Here is a 25867-nt window from a genome sequence, read left to right as displayed (position 1 = left end):
TCTGGCGACGGACGCGGAGCGTCCAAGGCGGCATTCCCACGCAGAGCGTGGGAACGATCAAGCAGCTGGTGAAGGAGAAAAATTATGCGCATCGCACTAGATCCCTACATGTACCGCAACCTGTCCCTGGGCAAGATGGTCGACAAGGTTGCCGAGCTTGGCTACGAACATATCGAACTGTCCCCCCGGGAAGATTTCCTGCCGTTCTACAAGGCGCCACGAGTCGACAAGGCGCGGATCAAGGAATTTCGCAAGGCCCTCAGCGACACCGGCGTGAAACTTTCCTCGCTGTTGCCGATGTACCACTGGGCCGCTGCCGACGAAGGCTTGCGCCAGGCGGCATTGCGCAACTGGAAGCGCGCGATCCAGATCGCCGTGGAAATGGACTGCGAGCTGGTCAATACCGAGTTCACCGGACAATCGGACAACCCGCTGGTTTGTGAGAACCAGTTCATGCGCTCCATGGACGAGCTGATGCCGGTGTTCGAGCGTGAAGGCATCAAGCTCGATATCCAGGCGCACCCTTATGACTTCTGCGAACGCAACAACGAATCGGTAGACATCATTCGCGGTCTGGATCGCGACTGGATCAACTACCTCTACGCAGCGCCGCACACCTTCTTCTACGACGACGGCAAAGGCGACATCGCCTCGATGCTCAAGTACGCCGGCGATAAGCTGACCCACTTGATCATCGCCGACACCTACAACCACAAAGCCTCGTCGGGCCTGCGCTACATCGTCAACCCGCCGGGCGTAACCGCCACCGTGCATCAGCACCTGGACATCGGTCAGGGCGAAGTGGACTGGGAGGCGTTTTTCAGCACCCTGCGCGAGATCAAGTTCGACGGCATTGCCACGGTCTCGGTGTTCGCCTGGGAAGACCGGCCGGATGAGTCCAACCGGATGATGCTGCAGCGGGTCAAAAGCGAACTCTGCCGCTAAGCACGAGTCTCCGTAGCAGCTGGCGAGCCCGCGAGGCTGCGTTCGAGCGCGAAGCGGTCGTAGTCCATCAAACTCGGTGTGCCTGATGCACCGCGATTGCAGGTTTTACGGCTGCTGCGCAACCGAACGCAGGCTCGCGGGCTCGCCAGCTGCTACGCAGACCACCTTCATCATTAAGGAAAACCTTATGCGAATCGGACTTGTCGGTTACGGCCATGGCGGTCGTTTTTTTCATGCTCCGCTGATCAGCAGTTTGCCCGCCGCAACCTTCGTCGGCGTGGTGACCCGCTCGGCCGAACGACGGCTATTGTTGGCGACGGACTATCCCGGCGTTGCGGCTTTCGACTCTATCGGCCAGTTGGTTGAAGCCGGGGTCGATGTGCTGGTGATTTCGACCACCCTGCAAGGGCGTCCGGCGTTAGTGCTGCAAGCTATCGAACACGGTGTGGCGGTGGTCAGCGACAAACCCTTTGCCGCCGACGCGCAGCAAGCAGCCGCGCTGATCGCGGCTGCCGAACGGCAAAAGGTTCCACTGAGCGTCTATCAAAACCGTCGCTGGGATTCGGACTTTCTGACGGTGCGCAAACTTCTGGAGGCCGGTGCGCTGGGGCAGGTCACCCGTTTCGAATCACGGATTGAGCGCTATGCGCCGCAATCGGTGGGTAACGGCAGTGGCGGTGGTTTCCTGCGCGATTTGGGCAGCCATCTGGTGGATCAGGCCATGCAACTGTTCGGGCCGGTGGCGCGGGTTTACGCCGAACTGCAATACGCCAATCAAACGCAAGTATTGGATAGCGGCTTCTTCGTTTCGCTGACCCACACCAACGGGGTGATTTCACATTTGTCGGGCAGCTGTCTGCAGAACAACCCGGCACCGCGTTTTCGGGTCACCGGCACAGCGGGTTGCTACACCGTCGAGGGGCTGGACGGGCAGGAGGCCGCTGCGCTGGCCGGTCTGTCGCCCAAATCCGAGGGCGAGCGCTGGGGCGTTGAAGAGCATCGGCGCTGGGGGTGGTTCGAGCAAGGTGAAGAGCGCGAGCGGATTCCCTCTGAGCGTGGCTGCTGGAACCAGTTCTATTTACAGCTGCAAGAGGCGTTGCAGAGCGCTGGCCCGCTGCCGGTCGACCCTCGCGATGCACTGGCGAGCACCCGTGTTCTAGACGCTGCGCGCCTCAGTTCGCAACAGCATCAAGTGGTCGAACTGGGTGCCGTTTCCATCGATGGAATAAAATCAGAATAAAATTCTAAAATCAGTTGATATAGAAATTATTTTCCAATAAAGTCATTTCCAGGTTGCCGACTATCAACGTTCCGATCTGCCTCAAGCCACTTGAAGCAGTGGAGGACGAACCAACAAAAACAAACAGGTACCGTCGATGAAAACCTTCAGCACTGCTCTGCGTGTTTTACGTACCGCGTTCCAAATGCCCCGCGATCTGCTTCGCGGTCCGCGCCTGTCCATGCCCCTTTCTCTTTCCAGACTCCTGTGCGTCGAGCGCAAGGGCGCGTTGGTGTGCTGCATTCCCGGCGCGCCGATCGTTCGTTTGTCTGCGCAGGTCAGTTGATCCCGGTCCAACGCTTTATCCATAAAACCAACAAGAATGTGGAGACAGAGTTTCATGAAGACCAAGATCCGTTTTACCTCGCTTGCCTTGTCCCTGATGCTTGCCAGCGGTGCTGCCCTCGCTGACATGAAGATTGGCGTGAGCATGTCGCAGTTCGATGACACCTGGCTGACTTACCTGCGTGAATCCATGGACCAGAAAGCCAGGTCCATGCCCGATGGCGTGAAGCTGCAATTCGAAGACGCGCGCAGCGACGTGGTCAAGCAGCTGAGCCAGGTTGAAAGCTTCATCAGCCAGAAAGTCGATGCCATCGTGGTCAACCCGGTGGATACCGCGGCAACCAAAAAGATCACTGAAGCGGCGGTCAAGGCCGGGATTCCGCTGGTCTACGTCAACCGCCGTCCGGATGACCTGAAGCTGCCCAAGGGCGTGATCACTGTAGCGTCCAACGACCTGGAAGCCGGACAGATGCAGATGCAGTACCTGGCCGAAAAAATGAATGGCAAAGGTGACATCGTGATTCTGCTGGGCGACCTGGCCAACAACTCCACCACCAACCGCACCAAAGGCGTCAAAGAGGTGCTGGCCAGGTACCCGAACATCAAGATCGAGCAGGAACAGACCGGTACCTGGTCGCGGGACAAAGGCATGACCCTGGTGAACGACTGGCTGACCCAGGGCCGTAAATTCGACGCTATCGTCTCCAACAACGACGAGATGGCCATCGGCGCCTCCATGGCCCTCAAGCAGGCCGGGGTGGAAAAGGGTAGTGTGCTGATCGCAGGTGTGGACGGTACGCCCGACGGCCTGCGCGCGGTGAAGAAAGGCGATCTGGCGGTATCGGTGTTCCAGGACGCCAAAGGCCAGGCCGTAGGCTCCATCGATGCGGCGGTGAAGATGGCCAGGAACGAGCCGGTGGAGCAGGCCGTGTGGGTACCTTACCGTTTGATCACCCCGGACAACGTCGATCAGTTCAAGTAGCCGGTCCGTTCAATAACAACAATAAGCACGCAAGGTGGCTACGGCGACCTTGCTGATGGAGTACCTGATCATGTTCGCTTCAGCGACTGCTTCGAGCACCCCGTTGGTGGGTATCCAGCCAACTGCGACACTTGTCGATGAGCCGTACCTGCTGGAGATCATCAACGTCAGCAAGGGCTTTCCCGGTGTGGTGGCCTTGTCCGATGTACAACTGCGCGTGCGTCCGGGTTCTGTACTGGCCTTGATGGGCGAGAACGGCGCAGGCAAATCGACCCTGATGAAAATCATTGCCGGCATCTACCAGCCGGACGCTGGTGAACTGCGCCTGCGCGGTAAACCAGTGACCTTCGAGACACCGCTTGCAGCGCTGCAGGCCGGGATCGCGATGATCCACCAGGAACTCAACCTGATGCCGCACATGAGCATTGCCGAGAACATCTGGATCGGCCGCGAGCAGCTCAACGGCTTGCACATGATCGATCACCGGGAAATGCATCGGTGTACGGCGAAACTGCTGGAGCGGCTGCGGATCAACCTCGATCCGGAGGAGCAGGTCGGTAACCTGAGCATCGCCGAGCGGCAGATGGTCGAGATCGCCAAAGCAGTGTCCTACGACTCCGACATCCTGATCATGGACGAACCGACGTCGGCGATTACCGATAAGGAAGTCGCCCACCTGTTCTCGATCATTGCCGACCTCAAGGCTCAGGGTAAGGGCATCATCTATATCACTCACAAAATGAATGAGGTGTTCAGCATCGCCGATGAAGTGGCGGTGTTCCGCGACGGCGCCTACATCGGCCTGCAACGGGCCGACAGTATGGATGGCGACAGCCTGATCTCGATGATGGTCGGCCGTGAATTGAGCCAGTTGTTCCCGGTTCGCGAGAAGCCAATCGGCGATCTGTTGATGTCGGTGCGTGACTTGCGTCTGGACGGCGTTTTCAAGGACGTGTCGTTCGACCTGCATGCCGGTGAGATTCTCGGCATCGCCGGGCTGATGGGGTCGGGGCGGACCAATGTCGCCGAAGCGATTTTCGGCATCACCCCCAGCGACGGTGGTGAAATCAGGCTCGACGGTCAGCCGGTGCGCATCAGCGATCCGCACATGGCCATCGAAAAGGGCTTTGCGTTGTTGACCGAGGATCGCAAGCTCAGCGGCTTGTTCCCGTGCCTGTCAGTGCTGGAAAACATGGAGATGGCGGTGCTGCCGCATTACGTCGGCAACGGCTTTATCCAGCAGAAAGCCCTGCGCGCCCTGTGCGAAGACATGTGCAAGAAACTGCGGGTGAAGACTCCGTCGCTGGAGCAGTGCATCGACACCTTGTCCGGCGGCAATCAACAGAAAGCCTTGCTGGCTCGTTGGCTGATGACCAATCCGCGAATCCTGATTCTCGACGAGCCGACCCGCGGCATCGACGTTGGCGCCAAAGCCGAGATCTACCGATTGATTTCCTGCCTCGCCAGCGAAGGCATGGCGGTGATCATGATTTCTTCGGAACTGCCGGAAGTGCTCGGCATGAGCGACCGGGTCATGGTCATGCACGAGGGCGACCTGATGGGCACCCTCGATCGCAGCGAAGCGACCCAGGAGCGGGTCATGCAACTGGCTTCCGGAATGTCCGTGGTTCATTGACGGTTCAATGCATTTAAACGGTTTGCTGTGGGTGACGAGGGTGCTCGTCGCCGGCAACGCTATAGAAGGGTGAGTGGCTATGAACGCGATACTGGAAAACAAACCCGCGGCAGCGTCGGTCAAGACGCGCCGGCGGCTTCCGACCGAGCTGAGCATTTTCCTGGTGCTGATCGGCATCGGGCTGGTCTTCGAAATGTTTGGCTGGATCGTTCGCGACCAAAGCTTTTTGATGAACTCGCAACGTTTGGTGCTGATGATTCTGCAGGTGTCGATCATTGGCTTGCTGGCGATCGGCGTGACTCAGGTGATCATTACCACGGGCATCGACCTGTCCTCCGGATCGGTGCTGGCGTTGTCGGCGATGATCGCTGCCAGTCTGGCGCAGACCTCGGACTTTGCCCGGGCAGTCTTTCCATCGCTGACTGACTTGCCAGTGTGGATCCCGGTGATCGCCGGGCTCGGGGTCGGGCTGCTGGCGGGGGCGATCAACGGCAGCATCATTGCCATCACCGGGATTCCACCCTTTATTGCCACCCTCGGCATGATGGTCTCGGCTCGCGGTCTGGCGCGCTACTACACCGAGGGGCAGCCGGTGAGCATGCTCTCCGATTCGTACACGGCCATCGGCCACGGCGCGATGCCGGTGATCATCTTTCTGGTGGTGGCGGTGATTTTCCATATTGCCCTGCGCTACACCAAGTACGGCAAATATACCTACGCCATCGGCGGCAACATGCAGGCGGCGCGGACCTCGGGGATCAACGTCAAGCGCCATCTGGTGATTGTCTACAGCATCGCCGGGCTGCTGGCCGGGTTGGCTGGCGTGGTGGCTTCGGCCCGCGCCGCGACCGGGCAGGCGGGGATGGGCATGTCCTACGAGCTGGATGCGATTGCCGCAGCGGTCATCGGTGGCACCAGCCTGGCCGGCGGAGTAGGGCGCATCACCGGCACGGTGATCGGCGCACTGATCCTCGGGGTCATGGCCAGCGGCTTCACCTTCGTGGGGGTCGATGCCTACATTCAGGACATCATCAAAGGCCTGATCATCGTGGTCGCAGTGGTCATCGACCAATACCGCAACAAGCGCAAACTCAAACGCTGAACCTGGTTGGTAAAAAGCGGGGGCCTGTCCTGGTCCCCGTTCTGTAGGAGCAGCCGGTCGACGCTCGATTGCTCGTGATGGGCCGGGGTCGCGCTCGACCAACTCGGTTCATCTGTCGCACCGCGTTATCGTTCATCGCGAGCAATCGAGCGTCGACCGGCTGCTCCTACGGTTAACGCGCAATAAGACATCTCTCAACGTTGATAAAAACATCCTGATAACAATAAAGGGGAGCTTTGCCATGGGCGTTAGAAACACAAAATACTTCTCACCCTGCCTGCTGCTGGCGGCCTTGGGCTGCGTCGGCCAGAGCCATGCGGCGGAGGCATTCTCGGCTGACTCCAAATGGCTGACCGGTGACTGGGGCGGTCTGCGTACCGACTTGCTGGACAAGGGCTATGACTTCCAGCTAGAGCACGGTGGGGAGTTCGCCAGCAACCTCAAGGGCGGCTTCAACAATGACAAGACTGCACGCTGGACCGAGCAGTTCGTGTTTGGCCTGAAAGTCGACCTGCAAAAGGCCATGGGCCTGGAAAACGCGCTGTTCAAGGTCGCGATCACTGAGCGCGACGGCCGCAGCCTGACCAACGACCGGATCACCGACCCACGAGTCGGTGGCTACACCTCGTCCCAGGAAGTCTTCGGTCGTGGCCAGACCTGGCGCCTGACGCAACTGTGGTTGAGCAAGGGCTTCCTGGAGGATGGCGCACTGGACGTGAAGGTTGGCCGCTTTGGTCCGGGCGAGGACTTCAACAGCTTCCCCTGCGATTTCCAGAGCCTGACCTTCTGCGGCTCCCAGGTCGGCAACTGGGCCGGCAGCATCTGGTTCAACTGGCCAGTCAGCCAATGGGCCGGACGGGTCAAGTACAGCCTCAATCCCGAAGTCTTCGTGCAGGTCGGCGCCTATAACCAGAACCCGTCGAACCTGGAGGTCGGCAACGGCTTCAAACTTGACGGCAGCGGTACCAAAGGCACGATATTCCCGGTGGAGCTGGTCTGGTCGCCTAAAGTCCAGGGGCTACCGGGCGAGTACCGCGTCGGCTACTACTACAGCACCGCCAACGCCAACGATGTGCTCAAGGACGTCAACGGCCAGCCGCAACCTTTGACCGGCGGTGAATTTCGATCCCACAGCGGCAAATCCGGCTACTGGCTGGTGGCGCAGCAGCAGATCACCAGTCACGGCGGTGATGCCAGTCGCGGTCTGTCGCTGTTCGCCAACCTGACGCTGCACGACAAGGACACCAATCAGGTCGACAACTTCGTCCAGGCGGGATTGGTCTACACCGGGCCGTTCGACTCGCGGCCCAAGGACGCAATCGGCTTCGGCCTGGCGCGCGTCCACACCAACAGCGATTTCCGTAAGCGGGCAGAACTGCAGAACCAGGTCAACGGCGCGACCGATTTCAACGACCCGGCGAGCATTCCGTTGCAAAACAGCGAATACAGCGCCGAGGTGTATTACGGCTTTCATGTCACCAACTGGCTGACGGTGCGGCCGAACCTGCAGTACGTGCGTGATCCCGGTGGCGTTCGCGAAGTCGACTCGGCAATCATTGGCGGGGTGAAGGTAGAAACGGTGTTCTGATCGCGACTCAAAAGTGTGATCTGCGCCACGCCTGACCGCGTGGCATAGCCGTTTGTCTTCTATATAGAGCCGTCCGATTGAATTTCTTGCTATAAACACACTCCGATTACCGCCCGCAAAGCCTGCCATAGAGCACTTTCAAGCTTTGTTGGACAAATTCGCTGTCATTTCAGTTGCTGAGCCCTCAAACCGGCCTTAGACTGCCGCCCCTCGTAAATTGAGTGCCGGGTGGCGCTTGGAATGTATGGCGCCTTTCCGAAGATCTGAACAGGTCGGCCGGAACGCTCCCTTATTCGCCTTAATGCACGTATTTTTTATAGAGAAATCAATGACAAAGGAAAAGTTGCTGGCCATGCCGGCGGATGACTACATGAATGCCGAGCAACTGGCTTTCTTCACTGAGCTGTTGCAGGCCATGAAGGTCGAAACCCACGCGCGTATCGAGCAGAGCCGTATTGCCATTGAAAGCCTGGACACCCCTGCCGATCCTGCCGACGCAGCGTCCGTCGAAGAAGAGCGCCACTGGCTGGTCAACGTCATCGATCGCGACCAGCGTATGCTGCCGCAGCTGGAAATGGCTCTGGGCCGTATCGCTGAAGACACCTTCGGCTGGTGCGACGACAGCGGCGAGGCAATCGGCCTCAAGCGCCTGCTGATCAGCCCGACCACCAAATACTGCATCGAAGCTCAAGAACGTCACGAGCAAATCGACAAGCACCAGCGCCAGGCTTGACAGGCCTTTGTGGCGAGGGGGCTTGCTCCCTGGCCACAGGTTCGATGTTCGACACCCATTGTGCACTTCTATTGATCTGCTGCACCCCCCGACTAAGGGACCATAGATAATGGCCTTGTGCCGGCGTTTAATGCAGACACAATAAATAGAAGCGGTGGGGGTGACGAACATGACGAGAGACGGATCTCTGGCTGGCGCAGTGCCGCAATCTGTGGCAATGCCCAAGGCCGGGTTGCGCTGGCTGACACCCACTGTGCAAAGCATCGTCCTGATGCTGGTGCTCAGTGGCATGGCACTCGACGGCTGGTCGCTCTACCTTTGCCTGCCGCTGGTGGTGCTGAGCATCTGGCTTCCCCGGCTGCGTTCGCAACCCGGCATCGATGCAACCCGTGTGGACACCGGCAGTGCGATCGCTGAGTTGACTCGCGATCTTTCCTATACCACCAGTCACAATGCACTGTCCGCCGCCGGCGTGGCCTTTTCGGTCAAGCAACTGGCTGGCAAGCTGCAGTCGCAGCTGGATGCTGCTGCGCGGATTGTCAGCAGCGCCGAGGTGATGATCGACACCGAGAAAGCCACTTCACAACTCAGTCGACAAGCTCTGAACGCGGCCAGTGAGGCCCATCAGAGCAGTGCCGAGGGAAGTTCGGTGCTCGCTGAATCCATTACCCGCATGCATCAGCTCAGCCAGCGTGCCAATGACAGCCGTCTACTGATGGAAGCCCTGAGCGTGCGCAGCGAAGAAATCCAGCGGGTGACGCTGGTGATTCAGTCGATCGCCAGCCAGACCAACCTGTTGGCGCTGAACGCGGCCATTGAAGCGGCGCGCGCGGGTGAGCACGGACGAGGCTTTGCTGTGGTTGCCGACGAAGTTCGCGGTCTGGCCGGGCGCACCGCGACCGCTACCGACGAGGTCGGAGTGATGGTCGCCGATATTCAACTGCGCACGGCGCAAGTGGTAGAGCAGATTCGCCAGTTGTCCAGCGATCTGAACACCGGGGTCGAGCAGGTGGAACACACCGGCCAGTCTCTGCAGAACATCGCCCGGCTGGCGGCGGGCGTCGAGAGCCAGGTGAGCGACATCGCCAAAGGTACGCAAACCAATCGCGAACAGCTCGACAGTTTGTTTCACGCGGTAGAACAGATGCGCAGCGACCTGGCTGCCAGCGATCAACAGACCCGGCGTCTGGCTGAAGCGGCGGTGCAGATGGAAGGTCAGGCCGAGACCATCAGTGAACGTCTTGCTGAAGTGGGGCTGGACGACTATCACCAGCGGATCTATGACCTCGCCCGGGAAGGTGCGAGACAGATCACGGCGCAATTCGAAGCCGATATCGAACAGCGGCGCGTCAGTCTGGATGACCTGTTCGACCGCAGCTATCAGGCCATTCCCAATACCACGCCAACCAAGTACCAGACCCGTTTTGACCGCTACACCGATCAGGTATTGCCGGCGATTCAGGAGCCACTGCTGCCTCGTCATGAAGGCCTGGTGTTTGCCATTGCCTGCACCCAGCAGGGCTACGTGCCGACCCACAATAAGCTATTCAGCCAGCCGCTGACTGGCGATGCGCAGGCCGATACGCTGCAAAACCGCACCAAACGAAAGTTTGCGGACAGAACCGGGATCCGCTGTGGCAGCCATCAGCAGGAGGTTTTACTGCAGACCTATACCCGCGACACCGGCGAGTTGATGCATGACCTGTCGGTGCCGATCATGGTCAAGGGCCGGCATTGGGGTGGACTGCGCTTGGGTTACAAACCCGAGAACGCGCCACAGGTTTGATGAATCGATTGTTACTCGGCATGCAAAAAACCTGTGCAGGGCGATAGCTATTTCCCTCCGTGTTAAGTCATTAACATGCCGATACTGTTAGGCAGCTAATGAAAAAAACGGAGAGCCCTCATGCAGAGCAAAGTCGATGTCGCGGTGATGATTGGCAGTGGGGTGCCGGCCACCCTGCGGGCATTGGGGCAGAGTGTCTGCTGGGTCGTGCTGCTCAATGGCGAGCAGCGCGGCACGGCGTTTTCCAGTCGTGATGAGGCCGAGGAGTGCAAGGCTGCCTGGCTGGCTCAACTGAATGTTGAAAAAAGCGGCAGCCTGCATTGAATTGTTCGCGCCAGTGCTTTCTAAATAAGTAGTGGCAATTGGCTATTGCTTATCCCTCCTGCAAGCTTTAACCTGCCGCCGCGTTTTTGGCGTCATAGAGCTGCCAATGTCGTCGCGTACACATGGATGTAGTTGTTACACGCCATGGAGGGTTCTCCCTTCGCCTGTTTCATTCTCGTCCCCGGCCTGATCCGCTCGAACGACCCCGCAGTGGGTGAGGCGATGATTGCCGGCGCATCGATTCCGGCCGCTCTCGCTGTGAAGCCTTTTTCGCTCCCCTGATCCTCTTTAGAACCAAAAAGGATGTAAGCAGTGAAGCGTATTTTCTATGCGATGGCCGTAGTTCTCGGTCTATCGTTGACCGGCTGTGTCTCTTTCACCCCATTGGGGCCGATCGGCGAACCCGCCAATCGCGCCACCACCACGCTGGATCGTGGTGCGCAGGTCAGCGATGTGGTGATTTCCGCCCCACGCCTGGACGACAACGTGCGTGCCGCTGGCAGCAAGCAGTTGACCGATCAGATCAGCGCGTATGTCGAGAAAAGTGACTACTTCAAAAAGATCGTCGTGTTTCCGGTGAAGGCTGGAGAAGATGACGTCATCCTTAAATTCAATCTGACGTCCCTGGCAGGCAAACGCACCATGCACCCGGCCTACATCCCGGGATCTGTGATTACGCTGACCCTCTGGATCTGGGCCAATGGTCCGATTTACGTCGATAAATACGACCTGGCCGGTGAGCTGATCATTGAAGACCGTCATGGCAAGCAACTGGCCAGGTCCGTCGAGCAGCTCAAGCTCGACAAGAACATCGGCCTGTGGAACTCCGACTATTTCAATACCCGCCTGGGCGCCACTCAGCTGCGCGATCTGATCGCTCAGTTGCTCGCAAGTGCCACTCCTCAACTGCGCAATCCTTCGACGAACTGAGCCTCTCATGAACAGATTTTTCCTGGCCGTAATGCTGCTGGCCAGCAGCTCGCTGACCGGTTGCATCTCTTATTCTCAGCATGATCTGGCACCGGTCGATCAATGGCCACCCGCCCGGACGACTCAGACAAAACCAGACGTTTATCTGCGCGTTACCACCCAGAATCAGTTCAATGGCGAGCTGTCGGGGGGTGGTGTCAATCAAATCGCAGTGGAAAAAAACCTGCTGGAAACCTTCAAGGAGTCCGGCAAGTTTCAGGCGGTAACAACACAGCAGGTCGACTCTAACCTGTACGTGACCGCCAACTTGACCAATAACGAGCAAGGAAGTCTGGTCAGCGCTTACTTGACCGGGTTTACATTTTTCGTCATCCCTACGACGTTCAGCAATACATTTACGCTGGAAACGGTCTTCAAGGACAAAGACGGCAATGTGCTTGGCAAAGTCGTCAAACGGGAAAACACCAGGACCTGGATGCAATTGCTGCTGATCGTCGGATTGCCTTTCAATGAACGTGGCGATGCGGTCATCAAACAACTGACCCAAAGCACGCTGGACGAAGCGATCAAGCGCAAGCTGATCTGACGCCTGTTTGAACGTGGTCGTGCTTTGCCTGTGCAAGGGCAGAGCACGTCAGGGAGGCATCAGGCCTTCAGCGCTCCTTCATCGACGGCCGCTTTAAGAGACTTGGCGGCCTGTCTGGCGGCCGTTTCGGCAACGTCTGAAGTCTTGAACCAGCGGTCCTTTTCCACCTGATGGACGGTAACGGTGGTTAGTGGCGGTTTGGCGCGCATCACGATCACTGCCTGAAACTCGCCTTCTACTTCCCTAGCCTCGCCATGGATGAAAAACTCGCCTATATCAAATTCCGTCACGTAACGCTTTCCCTTGGAAATTATTGTGTTTTTGAAGTACAGCCGCGCAGGCCGGTTTTCAATGGTTGGGCCAGTATGGCAGTTGTTGCCTGCCGGCGGCTGAGTTAAGTCATCGGTGTGACGAAACGACTACCACCGGCAAACGCTGGTCGGCGTGCCGAAGCTGCTCTAGAATTGTCTTCGACGCTTGAGGTTCAGGTGTATCTGAAGCATTTTTTCTGGCAATAGGCCGCAAGAGTGCTTTTTTAAAGAGTTTTCTCCCTGAAGTTGATAGTTCAGTATTCTCTGGCGCCTGGAAGGGCGATTTTCTTCAAGGTCTGACGACGGCATGGCGAGACAGCGTCAGCGTCGCTGTGCCGGGCTTCGCCTGCCTTGTGTTGAAGGGATGTTTAACGTTGTTCAGGGATTTGAGCGCTAGTCATTGTCGTGACAATACCGACGTGGCGGCTTTTTGTGCTGTCTGCTTTTCGTGCGGGCAGAGTCATTTTTAGATTCGGGGACGTTTCCTTGGCAGTAAGTAATCTCGATATGCACGCTTTGTTCGTGCTGGGTGATTTGCGCGCAAAGCTGGTCAAACAGTTTCAATCACGTTTCGTCTATATCACCGAACAGAGCGCTGAAGGCATCTACATCGCCGAGATCGATACCGAAACGGCATTGGTCGTCGATGACAAACCGCGTCTGGAACTCAAAGTGGGTGACCATTTCAGGGCTGCGGTATTGCCCAGCCGTGAAGGTGGCAAGTTTGAAATCAAGTTTCGCGAGATCAAGCTCACGGTCTATGGTCTGGGCGAGTATGCGTTTGTCACCACGGCCGATGGGCACGCAATCCTGTTCAAGGAAGGGCAAACCGTCGTGACGGTGTTTGCCGCCAACGCGCAGTTGGAAGGCGGATTGACCAAGACCTTGAAAGCGGTGACGGGCAAAGCGGCGAAATGGCGCAAGGGCGAGCTTACGTTCAAGGCCAGCGAGTAATGACGCTGACCCGCGCCGACTTTCATGGGCAGAACCTTGAGAGTGCTCGCGCGCAGGCCCTTCGTCTGTTCACGCAGAAGGCCGTTCTGCAAGGTGCCTGGTTGGGTTGGGTGGCCTCAGAGATCTACAGCTTGCGCCCGGCGGAGTACGCCAGCATGGTTCGACGGGAGTTAAAACGTTTGCAGGAATCCTGCGAAAAGTAACCGTCATGCCTCGAATGCAGGAACCTCTACTACAGTCAGTTGATTGACTAAGAGACGCTTGCGGTCTTCCTGTGGAAGATCATCCTGCTGTTGCTGTGAAAAGCACGAGGTGCAAAAGCATGAAAGGATTTAGGGTGCTGCTGGCCAGCACATTGACCACACTCGGTTTGTTGGCTGCGTCCGTCCCGGTATCTGCTGCCCCGGCGCCCATTCATTTTGCTGACCTGAACTGGGAAAGCGGCAGCCTGATCACCGAGATCCTGCGCATTATTGTCGAGAAGGGGTATGGACTGCCTACCGATATGCTTCCCGGCACGACCATCACGCTGGAAACTGCGTTGGCCAACAATGACATTCAGGTCATCGGCGAAGAGTGGGCCGGACGCAGCCCGGTATGGGTCAAGGCCGAGGCCGAGGGCAAGGTGGCGAGCCTTGGCGACACGGTCAAGGGTGCGACCGAAGGCTGGTGGGTTCCGGAGTATGTAGTCAAGGGGGATCCGGCCAAAGGGATCAAGCCCCTGGCGCCGGACTTGCGTAGCGTGTCCGATCTGCCGCGTTACAAGGAGGTCTTCAGTGATCCGGAAAGTCCGGGTAAAGGGCGCTTCCTCAACAGTCCGATCGGCTGGACCTCGGAAGTGGTCAACCAGCAGAAGCTCAAGGCTTATGGCCTGACCGACAGCTATGTGAATTTTCGCAGTGGCTCCGGCGCGGCGCTGGATGCAGAAATCAGTTCCTCGATTCGTCGTGGCAAACCGGTGCTGTTTTATTACTGGTCACCCACGCCGTTACTGGGGCGTTTCAAGCTGATTCAACTGCAAGAGCCGCCGTTCGACGCCGAGGCGTGGAAAACCCTGACCGACGCCGACAACCCGAATCCCAAGCCAACACGCTCCCTGGCGTCGAAGCTGTCCATTGGCGTCTCCACGCCGTTTCGCAAGCAATACCCGCAACTCACCGAGTTCTTCACCAAGGTCGATTTGCCTATCGATCCCTTGAACAAGGCGTTGGCCGGCATGAGCGAAAAACACACGGCGCCACGTCAGGCCGCCGAAGCGTTTATGAAGGCGCATCCAGATGTGTGGCAGGCGTGGGTGCCCAAGGATGTGGCTGACAAGGTGTCATCGGCTTTAAAGTGAAGGGATTGGAAAAGGATGGCTGGTCATGATGCTTTTGGTTGCTCAAGGGATTGCCGGTATTTTTGCGTTGATCAGCCTGATCCATCTGTATTGGGCGCTAGGCGGCAGGACCGGCAGTGATGCGGCAGTGCCGCAGGTGCCGGGCACGTCTGGCGGGGAGTTGATACCGGCGTTCAAACCCTCTGCGCTCGGCACACTGTTGGTGGCCGCAGGGTTGGCGGTGATTGCGGTGCTGGTCTGTCTGCGAGTCGGGTTGTTTGTGTCAGTGGTTTCCCATTGGTCGCTGCAATGGGCGATCACCGCGATTGCGCTGGTGATGTTCGCTCGTGCAATCGGCGACTCCAACCTGGTGGGGTTCTTCAAACAAGTCGGTGGTTCGAAGTTTGCCCGGCTGGACACTTGGGCGTTTTCACCGCTGTGCGTGGTGTTGGGCTTTGGGTTGCTGGCGGTGGCCTGGGGGTGATGGGCGGCTTCAAAATTTTTCGCGGGCAAGCCTCGCTCCTACAGGTTTTATGCGGCCCTTGTAGGAGCGAGCGGTGCGGCGATCCGACTTGCCCGCGATGACGGCCTGTCAGGCGACACAACTTCGCTCAGCTCCCACCCTCGGTTCTGCGACTGCTCACTTCCGCCGGCACATCATCTCCAGCCATACGCTTGCGGAACAACGCTGCCCGAGCCAGCAGCAAGGTGGTCACCGGCATGGTGATCGACAGCAGAATCGGGATTAGCCAGGCGTGCAGCACCGGGCCGGACTTGAGTGCCGAGAAATAGATGATCGAAGCCAGCGCCACGCACCAGGCACCCAATGTCGACGCCAGGGCGGGTGGGTGCATGCGCTGGAAGTAGTCCTTCATCCGTAGCAGACCGAATGCGCCAATCAGGGCAAACAGGCTGCCGAGCACCAGGAGGATGGCCACTGGAATCTCGACCCAGAGTGGCAATTGGCTGAAAGGATTCATTCGATCACCTCGCCACGCAGCAGGAATTTCGCCAGCGCAAACGAGCCGACAAAGCCAAACAGGGCAATCAGCAGTGCCGCTTCGAAGTAGGTGTCACTGGCATAGCGGATACCCAGCACCAGCATCATCAGCATCGCGAGGATGTACAGATAGTCGAGTGCCAGAACCCGGTCCTGGGCCGACGGGCCTTTGAACAGACGGATCAGGGTCAGGGCCATGGCCACGGAAAAGAGCAACAGACTCAGCAGAACCGCATTCGAGAGCAGGGCACTCATTCGAAGATCTCCATCAATGGACGCTCATAAGTCGTCTTGAAGTGCTGGATGAATTGCGCGTCGTTATCCAGATCGAATACATGCAGCAGCAAAATGCTGCGGTCCAGCGCCAGCTCCGACCAAACGGTGCCGGGAATCACCGTGGTGATCATCGACAGCGCGGCCAGGCCATTGGCGTCACGCAGCTCCAGTGGCACCTTGATGAACCTGGAGCGCGGCGCCCGGCGCCCGGCGTTCAACACGCCCCAGGCGACAGCGATATTGGACACCAGCACATCGCGACCGACCAGGAAAAACAACCGCACAATGACCCCGGGCCGGCGAACGCGGATCGGCAGTGGCCGCAAGGGTTTCATCATCAGCGGCGCGGCAAAGCCAAGCACGGCACCGAGCAGCAGGTTGCCGGGGCTGACAGACAGGTTCAGCACCAGCCACAACAGCCAGAGCGCCAGCGACAGCCATGGAGCAGGAAACAGACGCTTCATGGTTGCACCTCCGGCAGCGCAGCTTTGGCTTCGGGACTCGGCACTGTGCGCGTGCCTCGTACCGCCATGACGTATTGCTGCGGGTCATTCAGGGTGTCGGCAGCGGCCTGGGTATAACGCAGCAGCGGTTCGGCCTTGAACGTCAGCAGGATGCTCAGGCCCAACAAGGCAATGATCGGCACGCATTCCAGGCGTCGCAGCAGTGGCGAGGGGCGCTCCTTGGGTGTCCAGAAGCGTTGAATGCCCATCCGCGAGAAGGCGATCAGTGAAGCCAGTCCGGAAAGGATCAACAGCGCCAGCAAACCCCAGGCGGCATTCGAAACTGGCTGGTCGGCAGTGTTGCCCAGGCCCAGTGGGTTGAGCAGGGCGCTGAGTAAACCGAGCTTGCCGATGAACCCCGACAGCGGCGGCATGCCGATGATCAGCAGGGCGCAGGCAATGAAGCTCAAGCCGAGAAAGGCCATGGTCCACGGAATCACCTGACCGACCACGGCTTTTTGATCGTCATCGAGGTTGGTGCCTTTGGGCGGCTGCAAGGACTCCAGCGGTCTCGGCAAGGCTTCGATCTCATCGTCCAGTGGCATTTCATGGGCTGAGCGCGAACGTTCGATCAGTTCCGCCAGCAGGAACAGTGCGCTCAATGCCAGGGTCGAGCTGACCAGATAGAACAGCGCGCCGGCGGTGAGGTTCGGTTGGGCGAAACCGACGGCTGACAGCAGAATCCCCGCCGAGACCAAAATGCTCAGGCTCGCCATGCGTTCCAGCCGTTGCGCCGCGAGGATCGCCAGCGCCGCGCAGACGATCGTCGCCATACCGCCGTAGACCAGCCAGTCACCGCCAAAGTATGCCGAAGCACCGGCTTGCCCGGAGAACAGCAGGGTCCACAAGCGCAGCAAGGTATACACGCCGACCTTGGTCATGATCGCGAACATCGCCGCTACCGGCGCGCTGGCCGAGGAGTAGGCCGGCACCAGCCAGAAATTCAGCGGCCACATGCCAGCCTTGGCCAGGAACGCTACCGCGAGGATCGCCGCACCAGCATGCAGCAGGCCGCGATCAGCCTGCGGCACCAACGGGATTTTCAACGCCAGGTCAGCCATGTTCAGCGTGCCGGTGACGCCGTAGATCAGCGCCGCGCCAATCAGGAACAGCGAGGAGGCAAGCAGGTTGATCGAAATGTAATGCAGGCCCGACGACACTCGTGCCCGACCCGAACCATGCAGCATCAACCCGTAGGAGGCTGCCAGCAGCACTTCGAAGAACACGAACAGGTTGAACAGGTCAGCAGTCAGGAAGGCGCCGTAAAGGCCCATCAACTGGATCTGGAACAGCGCGTGGAAACTCGCCCCGGCGCTGTCCCAGCGGGCCATGGCGAACAACAGGGCGCAGACGCCGATGATTCCTGTCAGCACCAGCATCAGCGCCGACAGGCGATCGACCACCAGCACAATGCCAAACGGTACCTGCCAGTTGCCCGGCAGGTACACACCGATGGAACCGGGCACGCCGGTTTGCTCGGTCCACTGCATCAGCAGTACCGAAATCCCCAGACCAAGCATGCTCGAGAACAGGTTGATCCGGGCTTTGAGTGGTCGATGTTTTTCACCGAGCATCAGCATCAGGGCGGCTGTCAGCAACGGCAGCAGAATCGGTGCAGCAATCAGATGGGGCATCCCGCTCATTCTTTAGGCTCCCGGCCATCCACATGGTCGGTACCGGTCAGGCCCCGGGATGCCAACAGCACCACCAGAAACAGTGCGGTCATGGCGAAGCTGATGACGATAGCGGTCAGCACCAGGGCTTGCGGCAGCGGATCGGTGTAGTGCAGCAGGTCCTGCGGCACGCCGTCCTTGATGATCGGTTCCTTGCCGATAAACAGGCTTCCCATGCTGAAAATGAACAGATTGACTCCGTAGGACAGCAGGCACAGACCCATCACTACCTGAAAGGTCCGGGGGCGTAGCAGCAGCCAGACCCCGGAAGCTGCCAGAACCCCAATGGCAATTGCGATGACTGCTTCCATCAAATGGCTCCTGGCGTGGCAATGGGTTTGGCCTGGATGCCCGGTTTATGGCCGCGCACCGATTGGTGAGCCAGGGCGGTGAGGATCAGCAGCGTCGAACCGACTACCACGGCGTATACGCCGATATCGAAGAACAGCGCGCTGGCGATATGGATGTCGCCCACAATCGGCAGCCCGAGGTGCCAGGTGTGGGTGGTCAGGAACGGATAGCCGACGGCCATCGCGCCCAGCCCGGTGACGGTGGCGAACAGCAGCCCGGTGCCCATCCAGCGCACCGGCCGCAGACTCATCTGCGCCTCGACCCATTGGGTGCCGGCGACCATGTATTGCAGGATGAACGCCACCGACATCACCAGCCCGGCAACGAAACCGCCGCCCGGTTGGTTATGCCCGCGCATGAACAGGTAGAACGACACCACCACGGCAATCGGCAGCAACAACCGAACCAGCGCCGCCGGAACCATCATGAAGCCCAGTGCGGTGTCGCTGGCGTGGCGCGGGTTGACCAGGTCGGTCACCACGTCGGGTGCCAGCAAACGCTGCTGAGCCGGCAACTGCATGCTTTCCTTGGGCGGGCGGAAGCGTCGCAGCAGGGCGAATACGGTCAGGGCTACAGCCGCAAGCACAGTGATCTCGCCGAGGGTGTCGAAGCCGCGGAAGTCCACCAGCATTACGTTGACCACGTTGCTGCCACCACCTTGCGGCAGTGCGCGGCTGAGGTAGAACGAGGAGATATCGTTGGGCGTCTGACGGGTCAGCATGGCGTAGGACAACAACGCCATGCCGCCACCGACCACCGTCGACAGCAGCAAGTCGCGCAGACGGCGAATGCGTGCCTTGGGCAGGCTGCTTGGCAATGGCGAGACGTCTTCGATCCGCCGTGGCAACCAGCGCAGACCGAGAAGGATCAACACCGTTGTTACCACTTCGACCACCAGCTGGGTCAAGGCCAGGTCCGGTGCCGAGAACCAGACGAAGGTCACGCACGTCATCAAGCCGCAGACGCTGACCATGGTCAGGGCCGCGAGCCGGTGATACTTGGCTTGCCAGGCGGCGCCGAGGGCGCAGGCCATCGCCAGCAGCCAGAGGGCAACGAACACGATCGAACCCGCAATCTTCGGCCGGTCACCCCAGTTCAGGCTGTAGTGGAGCATCGGGATCAACCCGGCGAGTACCGCCATCAGTACCAGCAGGAACAATTGGGTTTGCAGGCGCTTGGTGCTGACCCGCCGCTCGACGCGTCGGGCCGTGCGCATCATGAACACCAGGCTGCGCTCGAACATCCGCTTGCCGTTGAAGTAATTGATGATCGGCGGGTAGTTGAAACGCCCGCGCTTGAGCTGATTGCGCAACAGCAGATAGAGCACGATGCCGCCGGACATGGCGATCAGGCTCATGATCATCGGCGCGTTCCAGCCGTGCCAGATGGCCAGGCTGTACTCGGGCAGTGTGCCGCCGACCACCGGCAGAGCGGCCGCTGCCAGCAGCGAGCCGACCACCTGAGCCGGGAAGATCCCCACCACCAGGCAAGTGAATACCAGCAACTCGACCGGCGCGCGCATCCAGCGTGGCGGTTCGTGGGGGGTGTGGGGAAGGTCAGTGGCCGCTGGGCCGAAGAACACGTCGACGGTGAAGCGCAGGGAATAGGCGACGCTGAACGTGCCAGCGATGGTGGCGATCACCGGCAGGGTCATTTCGACCCAGGCAGTGGCGGAAATGAACACGGTCTCGGCGAAGAACATCTCTTTGGACAGGAAACCGTTGAGCAACGGCACGCCGGCCATCGAGGCGCTGGCTACCATGGCCAGGGTCGCAGTGAACGGAATCAGCCGGATCAAGCCGCTGAGCTTGCGGATGTCGCGGGTGCCGCTTTCATGGTCGATGATACCGGCGGCCATGAACAGCGAGGCCTTGAAGGTAGCGTGGTTGAGAATGTGGAACACCGCCGCGACGGCGGCCAGCGGGCTGTTGAGTCCAAGCAACAGCGTAATCAGACCCAGGTGGCTGATGGTCGAGTAGGCGAGCAGACCTTTGAGATCGTTCTGGAACATTGCGCAGTAGGCGCCCAGCAACAGGGTGCAGGCACCGGCACCGCCGACGATATAGAACCATTCTTCGCTGCCGGAAAGTGACGGCCAAAGCCGCGCGAGAAGAAACACCCCGGCTTTGACCATGGTTGCCGAGTGCAGATAGGCCGAGACCGGTGTCGGTGCGGCCATGGCGTGGGGAAGCCAGAAGTGGAAGGGAAATTGTGCGCTTTTGCTCAAGGCGCCGATCAGGATCAGGGGCAGTAGAATCGGGTAAAGGGCATGGGCGCGTATCAGGTCACCGGCAGCGAGCACCTTGTCCAGGTCGTAGCTGCCGACGACATGGCCGAGCAACATGACTCCCGCCAGCAGGCACAGGCCACCCGCGCCGGTCACCATCAACGCCATATAGGCGCCACGGCGGGCATCGGCACGGTGGTGCCAATAGCCGATCAACAGGAACGAGAACAGGCTGGTCAGTTCCCAGAAAAATACGATTTGAATCAGATTGCCGGAGATCACCAGGCCGAGCATGGCGCCCATAAACGCCAGGAAAAATGCAAAGAAGCGCGGCACCGGATCTTCCGGTGACATGTAATAGCGCGCGTACAGCGATACCAGTGTGCCGATGCCGAGCACCAGCATCGAAAACAGCCAGGCAAAGCCATCCATGCGCAGGACGAAATTCAAGCCCAGGCTGGGCAGCCAGAAGAATTCTTCGCGAATGACGCCGCCGTGGGCGATCTGCGGGTAGAGCATGGCGACTTGTATCGTGCCGATCAGTGCAACCAGACCGGCCAGCAGGGATTCAGTGTTACGCGCGTTGTGCGGCAGCAGGGCCGCCAGAAAGCTGCCGATAAAAGGCAAAAGCAGTAGAACTATCAGGGACATAGGCTTCTAATCTGCGGAGGTTTGTGAAGGATCATACGTGCCGTACCCCGGATCACCAACTGCCAAGCTGTGGCAGGATCCTACAAGGTAGGTGCAAAAGCGCTGATTTTCCTCGTGTTGACGCCCCGTCTGCGATCGTTCCCACGCGCAGCGTAGGAACGATCATCTTTGGCGGTCCAGGTTACCTCAGGGTTTCTCGCTCCAATGCTTCCTCAGCCTCAGCCGCACCATTGCCCTTGGTCTTCAACTCGCTGACGATCACCGCCGCCACGATCAACCCTGCACCCAGCAAGGCAATCGCCGGTAACCGTTCACCCGCCAGGCGCCCGACGATCCCGGCCCATACCGGCTCACCGGCATAGATCAATGTCGCGCGGGTCGGTGAAACGCTTTTTTGCGCCCAGTTCATCGCCAGCTGAATCGCCGCACTGGCCGCGCCCAGGCCCAAAGCGCTAATCAGCAGCAGCCAGGAAAATTCAGGAATGGCTTCCTGCGTCGGCACCACCATCAGAAATGCCAGCACCGACGTAATGGCCAGTTGCACAACCGTGACCCGGCGAACATCGACCTGCCCGGCGTAGGTGCTGATCAAAATGATTTCGGCAGCGATCGCGATGGTGCTGATCAACGTGGCAATTTCCCCCGGGCTGAAATTCAGCGATGCGCCACTTGGGCCGGAAAGCAGCATCAGACCGGTGAACGCCAGCATGATGCCAATGCTCGGCATCAATCCCGGTCGACGCCCGAACACCAACCATTGCAGCAACGGCACAAAAGGGACGTAGAGCGCAGTAATGAAGGCCGACTGGCTGCTGGGAATGGTCTGTAAACCCACGGTCTGCAGACCGTAACCCAGCATGATCGCCATCCCGATGAAGGCGCCGGCCTTGAACTCGAACAGGGTCAAATGGCGCAGGCTACGGTACGAGAACAGCGCCACGATGCTTGCGGCCGCAGCGAACCGCAAACCGACGAAAAACATCGGGCCGCTGACGGTCATCGCATTTTGCACCAGCAGAAATGTCCCGCCCCAGACCATGGTAATCAGTACCAGCGCACATTCAGCTTTGCTGAATCGCGAGAACAGGGGAGATGATTGGGGGGATTTCACCGACGTCATGGCCTTGCGCGCTACCTGAGTGGGACGCACAATGCGCCTGAATTTGGGCAGTATACTGCGCAATCCAGTCAAGTGAGCAATATAGTGCACAAAGATCCTGCGCAGCGCGCCTCCGTCCTTCAACACGTCAGTCAGAACGTACGTCGCCTGCGACATGTCGCGCAGTTGAGCCAGACGGCGCTGGCGGAAAAATCCGGCGTCAGTCGACGAATGCTGGTGGCCATCGAAGCTGGCGAGAAGAACGTCAGCCTGACGACACTGGATCGGGTCGCCAAAGCCCTGGATGTTGCTTTCAGCGACCTGATCCAGGCCCCCGATGCCCGGGATTCGAGCCGCATCAATGAGCTGGCCTGGGCCGGGGTAATCCCCGGCAGCAAAGCGGTGTTGCTGGCCAAGGCCACGGCCAGCCGTGAAGTCGAGTTGTGGGAATGGCGGCTGGAACCGGGCGAGCAGTATCTGTCCGAACCGGATGCCGAGGGCTGGAGCGAGCAGCTTTATGTGTTCGATGGCTGTCTGACGCTGATGCTCGGCGATCAGGCGCGCACGCTTGAAGCCGGGGAGTTCTTCATGTTCGCCAGTAACCAGCCTCACTCCTACCGCAACGATGGGCCGGTGGCAGCGCGTTTCGTGCGCAATGTGGTGATCTGATTCGGGCGGCGGGAACCACTACCATTTTGGGACGAATGACAAGTGAGAACGGCATGAGCGAAACCAAAAGACAGGCCACCCACGCCATCCGCAACGCTGACATTCTGATCGTCGGCGGTGGCTTGAGTGGCGCGTTGCTGGCGGCGCAGCTGTTGCGTCTGCCAGGCAAGCGTCAGGTACTTGTGATCGAGCCCCGTGCTGAATTGGGTCGGGGCGAGGCCTACAGCGCGGTCGAGTTGGGACATACCTTGAACGGCAATGCCGCGCGCATGAGCGTCGACCCGGACAATGCCGATGACCTGACCCAATGGCTGAGCGAGTTCATCGCTGCCGGTGGCTGGCCGGAGTCGGATCAGCAGCAGGTGCCGGTCAGTGAGTTGTTCCCGCCACGGGGGATCTTTGGCCTGTATGTGCAGCAACGACTGGCCGAAGCGCAGGCTGTTGGCGCGCGCAATGGCTCCAGCGTCGAGCATGTCCGTGGGGAAGTGGTCGATCTGCAAACGGACGAAACCGGGGCGCTGTTGACCCTCGGCGACGGCACGCAACTGCGCGGTGCGTTCGCGGTACTGGCCACGGGCATGTTCCCGGCCGCACGCACGCCGCAAACCGAATCCAGCGGTTTGAATGCTGCAGCGGTGGACCCTTGGGATGTTTCGGCCATGACCCGACTAGATCCGCAGTCTACGGTGCTGATCATCGGCTCCGGGCTGACCATGGTCGATGCCGTGGTGTCGCTGGAACAGGCCGGACATCGCGGGCCGATCGAGGTGTTTTCCCGGCACGGACTGTTGCCCCATATCCGCCGCCAACCCCCGGGCTGGGTGGATTTTCTTGCCGAGGATCACAGCATCCGCAGCCCGAAACAGTTGCTGCGCGAAGTGCGTCGTCATTGCCAGGCGGCACTGGCGGCCGGTATCGACTGGCAAGCGCCGCTGGACACCGTGCGGGCGCATATCGGCCGTTTGTGGAGCCAGGCGACCGATGTGCAACGCCGGCAGTTCGTGCGGCATGTACGGCCGTGGTGGGAGAGTCACCATCACCGTTCGCCGCCGTTGAGTGCCGAGCTGGTGGAGCGTTTGCACGCCGAGGGGCGCTTGCGGATTCAGGCAGCGTCATTCAAGGGCCTCGAGCCATCGGCTGACGGCCAGGTGAGTATTCGCATTCGTCGACGTGGAGAGGTGCACACCACCTTGGTCAGTGGTGCGGCGCTGATCAACTCCAGCGGGATCGAATACGACTGGCGCCGCGTGGCCCGGCCCTTGCCGCAGCAACTGCTGGCTCGCGGTCTGATTCAGCCGGGACCGCTGGCGCTGGGGATTGCCGCCGATGCGGGCGGCGCACTGGTCAATGCCAATGGGCAGGTCGCCGACCGCTTGTTCACCATGGGCCCGCCATTGCGCGGGATGTGGTGGGAAAGTACTGCGGTGACGGATGTGGCCAGTCAGGCCAAGGCGTTGGCGTTGAGATTGGTGTAGGAGCGAGCTTGCTCGCGATGGACGTTAACGATAACGCGTGTTTGCTGGATAAACGCGCCGCCCTTGAGTCCATCGCGAGCAAGCCCGCTCCCACATTAGATTTTTTTGGTATCCGAGCCCCCTAGCGCTCGATACTCCGGTTCCACCGGGCATTCCACGCCGGGCGCCGTTCGTTGACTTGATCCCAGTCGACGGCGATGGCCGTTTGCAGATACTGCTTCATCGCTTCGACCTGACCACGGGTCTTGTCGGTGGTCGGGGTGTTGGGGTTGGACGGGATCTGGTCGCCGTCTTCTAGGGCCGCGGCTTGCGCTTCGGGTGTCAGCAGGAAGGCCGCGAGTTTCTGTGCCAGTTCCGGTTGAGTGTTATTGGCAATGGCGCATTCGGCGACGTTGAGCACCACCGCGCCTTCCTTGGGTTGCGCATATTCCACCGGCATACCGCGCAGTTTCAACGCTGTGACCTGGGTCGGGGTCAACGGGAACAGCGCGGCTTCGTCGGTCTGCAGCATCTCGGAAATTTTTGCCGAGCTGGGAATGTACTCCAGCACGTTGCGCCCGACCGTATTTGGCCAAGCCTTGAAACCGGGTTCGACATCGGTCTCGCTGCCGCCCTGAATGCGGTTGAACATCAAGAATCCATGCAGGCCGAAGGTCGATGAGGCCATAGACTGGAACACCACTTTGTCCTTGAACCGCGAGTCGGCCATGTCCATCCACGAGGTCGGTGCGTTCCAGCCCTTTTCCTTGAACATTCGCGTGTTGTAGGCAAGACCGGTGACGCCCAGGCTGACAGCCACCGCCTGGTCCTTGATCCGCCCCTTGGCCAGGATCTGCGCCAGTGGCGCGCTGTCCTGGAGTTTGTCGCACAGGCCCATGGAGATGGCGCGGTACATGATGCCGTCGTCGAGGAAGATCACGTGCATCTGCGGGTTGTCCTTGCTGGCCTGGACCTTGGCCAGAATGTCAGCCGAGGTGCCCGGGACGATCACCACTTTGACGTTGTTGGCCTTCTCAAAGGGCGGCAGCACCTTGTCGGCATACAGGCGCTCCATAGTCCCGCCGTTCATGCCCAGATAAAGTGTCGGCTCGGCCTGAGCCGGGGCGGCGGCGAGCAGAGCGGTCAGGGGCAGGCAGGACAATCCGATCAGTGCTTTGCGTTTGGCGTGGTTCATTGGCGCGACC

General features: G+C 59.6%; 27 protein-coding genes. 18 read left to right on the top strand and 9 right to left on the bottom strand.

All coding sequences use genetic code 11. The features are described 5' to 3' along the window. The first annotated feature begins 84 nt into the window (after nt 1-84). The 12 genes from AC07VR_RS29145 to AC07VR_RS29090 all read left to right on the top strand — a co-directional run bounded on the left by AC07VR_RS29145 (nt 85) and on the right by AC07VR_RS29090 (nt 12176). A complete protein-coding gene (locus AC07VR_RS29145) occupies nt 85-945 on the top strand; it encodes a sugar phosphate isomerase/epimerase family protein (protein WP_495013333.1) in 861 nt (286 codons plus the stop codon). A 187-nt stretch (nt 946-1132) separates the two neighbouring features. Next, the gene (locus AC07VR_RS29140; protein WP_495013332.1) at nt 1133-2185 is read left to right on the top strand and encodes a Gfo/Idh/MocA family protein; all 1053 of its coding nucleotides are present in this window, start codon (nt 1133-1135) and stop codon (nt 2183-2185) included. A gap of 136 nt (nt 2186-2321) precedes the next feature. Continuing rightward, complete coding sequence (locus AC07VR_RS29135; protein ID WP_495013331.1) at nt 2322-2510, top strand: hypothetical protein; 189 nt, start codon at nt 2322-2324, stop codon at nt 2508-2510. Between the two features lie 54 nt (nt 2511-2564). Continuing rightward, nucleotides 2565-3491 carry a sugar ABC transporter substrate-binding protein gene (locus tag AC07VR_RS29130; protein WP_495013330.1) on the top strand — a complete coding sequence of 309 codons (927 nt, stop codon included), beginning with the start codon at nt 2565-2567 and terminating at the stop codon, nt 3489-3491. A gap of 70 nt (nt 3492-3561) precedes the next feature. Further along, nucleotides 3562-5127 carry a sugar ABC transporter ATP-binding protein gene (locus AC07VR_RS29125; protein ID WP_494995601.1) on the top strand — a complete coding sequence of 522 codons (1566 nt, stop codon included), beginning with the start codon at nt 3562-3564 and terminating at the stop codon, nt 5125-5127. Between the two features lie 79 nt (nt 5128-5206). After that, nucleotides 5207-6229 carry an ABC transporter permease gene (locus AC07VR_RS29120; protein WP_494995602.1) on the top strand — a complete coding sequence of 341 codons (1023 nt, stop codon included), beginning with the start codon at nt 5207-5209 and terminating at the stop codon, nt 6227-6229. Between the two features lie 241 nt (nt 6230-6470). Next, nucleotides 6471-7817: a carbohydrate porin gene (locus AC07VR_RS29115; RefSeq protein WP_494995603.1), complete on the top strand. Its 1347-nt coding sequence runs from the start codon at nt 6471-6473 to the stop codon at nt 7815-7817. 328 nt (nt 7818-8145) lie between these two features. Beyond that, nucleotides 8146-8550, top strand: a complete 405-nt coding sequence (locus tag AC07VR_RS29110) for a TraR/DksA family transcriptional regulator (protein ID WP_150644317.1) — start codon at nt 8146-8148, stop codon at nt 8548-8550. A gap of 169 nt (nt 8551-8719) precedes the next feature. Then, complete coding sequence (locus AC07VR_RS29105; RefSeq protein ID WP_495013329.1) at nt 8720-10336, top strand: methyl-accepting chemotaxis protein; 1617 nt, start codon at nt 8720-8722, stop codon at nt 10334-10336. 120 nt (nt 10337-10456) lie between these two features. Further along, nucleotides 10457-10660, top strand: coding sequence for a hypothetical protein (locus AC07VR_RS29100; RefSeq protein ID WP_495013328.1), 204 nt, complete (start codon nt 10457-10459; stop codon nt 10658-10660). A 312-nt stretch (nt 10661-10972) separates the two neighbouring features. Further along, nucleotides 10973-11590, top strand: a complete 618-nt coding sequence (locus AC07VR_RS29095) for a hypothetical protein (protein WP_494995606.1) — start codon at nt 10973-10975, stop codon at nt 11588-11590. A gap of 7 nt (nt 11591-11597) precedes the next feature. After that, complete coding sequence (locus AC07VR_RS29090) at nt 11598-12176, top strand: hypothetical protein (RefSeq protein WP_495013327.1); 579 nt, start codon at nt 11598-11600, stop codon at nt 12174-12176. Nucleotides 12177-12235: 59 nt separating this feature from the next. On the opposite strand, the gene AC07VR_RS29085 is transcribed toward AC07VR_RS29090, so the two are convergent. Continuing rightward, nucleotides 12236-12466, bottom strand: coding sequence for a hypothetical protein (locus tag AC07VR_RS29085; protein WP_494995608.1), 231 nt, complete (start codon nt 12464-12466; stop codon nt 12236-12238). Nucleotides 12467-12973: 507 nt separating this feature from the next. Between AC07VR_RS29085 and AC07VR_RS29080 the strand changes: the two genes are divergently transcribed. The 4 genes from AC07VR_RS29080 to AC07VR_RS29065 all read left to right on the top strand — a co-directional run bounded on the left by AC07VR_RS29080 (nt 12974) and on the right by AC07VR_RS29065 (nt 15243). Next, on the top strand, nt 12974-13441 hold the full coding sequence (locus AC07VR_RS29080; RefSeq protein WP_494995609.1) for a hypothetical protein: 468 nt from the start codon (nt 12974-12976) through the stop codon (nt 13439-13441). Further along, complete coding sequence (locus AC07VR_RS29075; protein ID WP_495013326.1) at nt 13441-13644, top strand: hypothetical protein; 204 nt, start codon at nt 13441-13443, stop codon at nt 13642-13644. The genes AC07VR_RS29080 and AC07VR_RS29075 overlap by 1 nt, the downstream gene beginning before the upstream one ends. 119 nt (nt 13645-13763) lie before the next feature. Beyond that, nucleotides 13764-14780, top strand: coding sequence for an ABC transporter substrate-binding protein (locus tag AC07VR_RS29070; protein ID WP_495013325.1), 1017 nt, complete (start codon nt 13764-13766; stop codon nt 14778-14780). A 25-nt stretch (nt 14781-14805) separates the two neighbouring features. Next, the gene (locus tag AC07VR_RS29065) at nt 14806-15243 is read left to right on the top strand and encodes a DUF3995 domain-containing protein (RefSeq protein ID WP_495013324.1); all 438 of its coding nucleotides are present in this window, start codon (nt 14806-14808) and stop codon (nt 15241-15243) included. A gap of 127 nt (nt 15244-15370) precedes the next feature. Here the strand turns inward: AC07VR_RS29065 and AC07VR_RS29060 are convergent, their stop codons facing one another. From AC07VR_RS29060 to AC07VR_RS29030, 7 genes are all read right to left on the bottom strand, one after another. Beyond that, a complete protein-coding gene (locus AC07VR_RS29060; RefSeq protein ID WP_495013323.1) occupies nt 15371-15739 on the bottom strand; it encodes a Na+/H+ antiporter subunit G in 369 nt (122 codons plus the stop codon). Next, on the bottom strand, nt 15736-16014 hold the full coding sequence (locus AC07VR_RS29055; RefSeq protein ID WP_494995614.1) for a K+/H+ antiporter subunit F: 279 nt from the start codon (nt 16012-16014) through the stop codon (nt 15736-15738). The genes AC07VR_RS29060 and AC07VR_RS29055 overlap by 4 nt, the downstream gene beginning before the upstream one ends. Then, entirely contained in the window at nt 16011-16499 is a 489-nt protein-coding gene (locus AC07VR_RS29050) for a Na+/H+ antiporter subunit E (RefSeq protein ID WP_494995615.1), read from the bottom strand. Before AC07VR_RS29050 ends, AC07VR_RS29055 begins: the two co-directional genes overlap by 4 nt. After that, nucleotides 16496-18181: a monovalent cation/H+ antiporter subunit D gene (locus tag AC07VR_RS29045; RefSeq protein WP_495013322.1), complete on the bottom strand. Its 1686-nt coding sequence runs from the start codon at nt 18179-18181 to the stop codon at nt 16496-16498. The genes AC07VR_RS29050 and AC07VR_RS29045 overlap by 4 nt, the downstream gene beginning before the upstream one ends. Beyond that, nucleotides 18178-18522, bottom strand: coding sequence for a Na+/H+ antiporter subunit C (locus tag AC07VR_RS29040; protein ID WP_494995617.1), 345 nt, complete (start codon nt 18520-18522; stop codon nt 18178-18180). Before AC07VR_RS29040 ends, AC07VR_RS29045 begins: the two co-directional genes overlap by 4 nt. Beyond that, a complete protein-coding gene (locus tag AC07VR_RS29035) occupies nt 18522-21440 on the bottom strand; it encodes a monovalent cation/H+ antiporter subunit A (protein ID WP_495013321.1) in 2919 nt (972 codons plus the stop codon). The genes AC07VR_RS29040 and AC07VR_RS29035 overlap by 1 nt, the downstream gene beginning before the upstream one ends. A 181-nt stretch (nt 21441-21621) precedes the next feature. Continuing rightward, nucleotides 21622-22650 (bottom strand): DMT family transporter, encoded by a 1029-nt coding sequence (locus AC07VR_RS29030; RefSeq protein WP_495013320.1) that lies wholly within the window; start codon nt 22648-22650, stop codon nt 21622-21624. Between AC07VR_RS29030 and AC07VR_RS29025 the strand changes: the two genes are divergently transcribed. Both AC07VR_RS29025 and AC07VR_RS29020 read left to right on the top strand, forming a co-directional pair. Next, on the top strand, nt 22645-23208 hold the full coding sequence (locus AC07VR_RS29025) for a helix-turn-helix domain-containing protein (protein WP_495013319.1): 564 nt from the start codon (nt 22645-22647) through the stop codon (nt 23206-23208). The two genes, AC07VR_RS29030 and AC07VR_RS29025, sit on opposite strands and share 6 nt — an antisense overlap. 53 nt (nt 23209-23261) lie before the next feature. Next, complete coding sequence (locus tag AC07VR_RS29020) at nt 23262-24683, top strand: FAD/NAD(P)-binding protein (protein ID WP_495013318.1); 1422 nt, start codon at nt 23262-23264, stop codon at nt 24681-24683. Between the two features lie 121 nt (nt 24684-24804). On the opposite strand, the gene AC07VR_RS29015 is transcribed toward AC07VR_RS29020, so the two are convergent. Continuing rightward, the gene (locus AC07VR_RS29015) at nt 24805-25857 is read right to left on the bottom strand and encodes an ABC transporter substrate-binding protein (protein ID WP_495013317.1); all 1053 of its coding nucleotides are present in this window, start codon (nt 25855-25857) and stop codon (nt 24805-24807) included. Nucleotides 25858-25867 lie beyond the last annotated feature (10 nt).

The organism is Pseudomonas sp. GW821-FHT02H09 (genome assembly GCF_059421425.1).
Note: the sequence above shows the minus strand (reverse complement) of the source record. Positions and strands in the feature narration are given on the sequence as shown.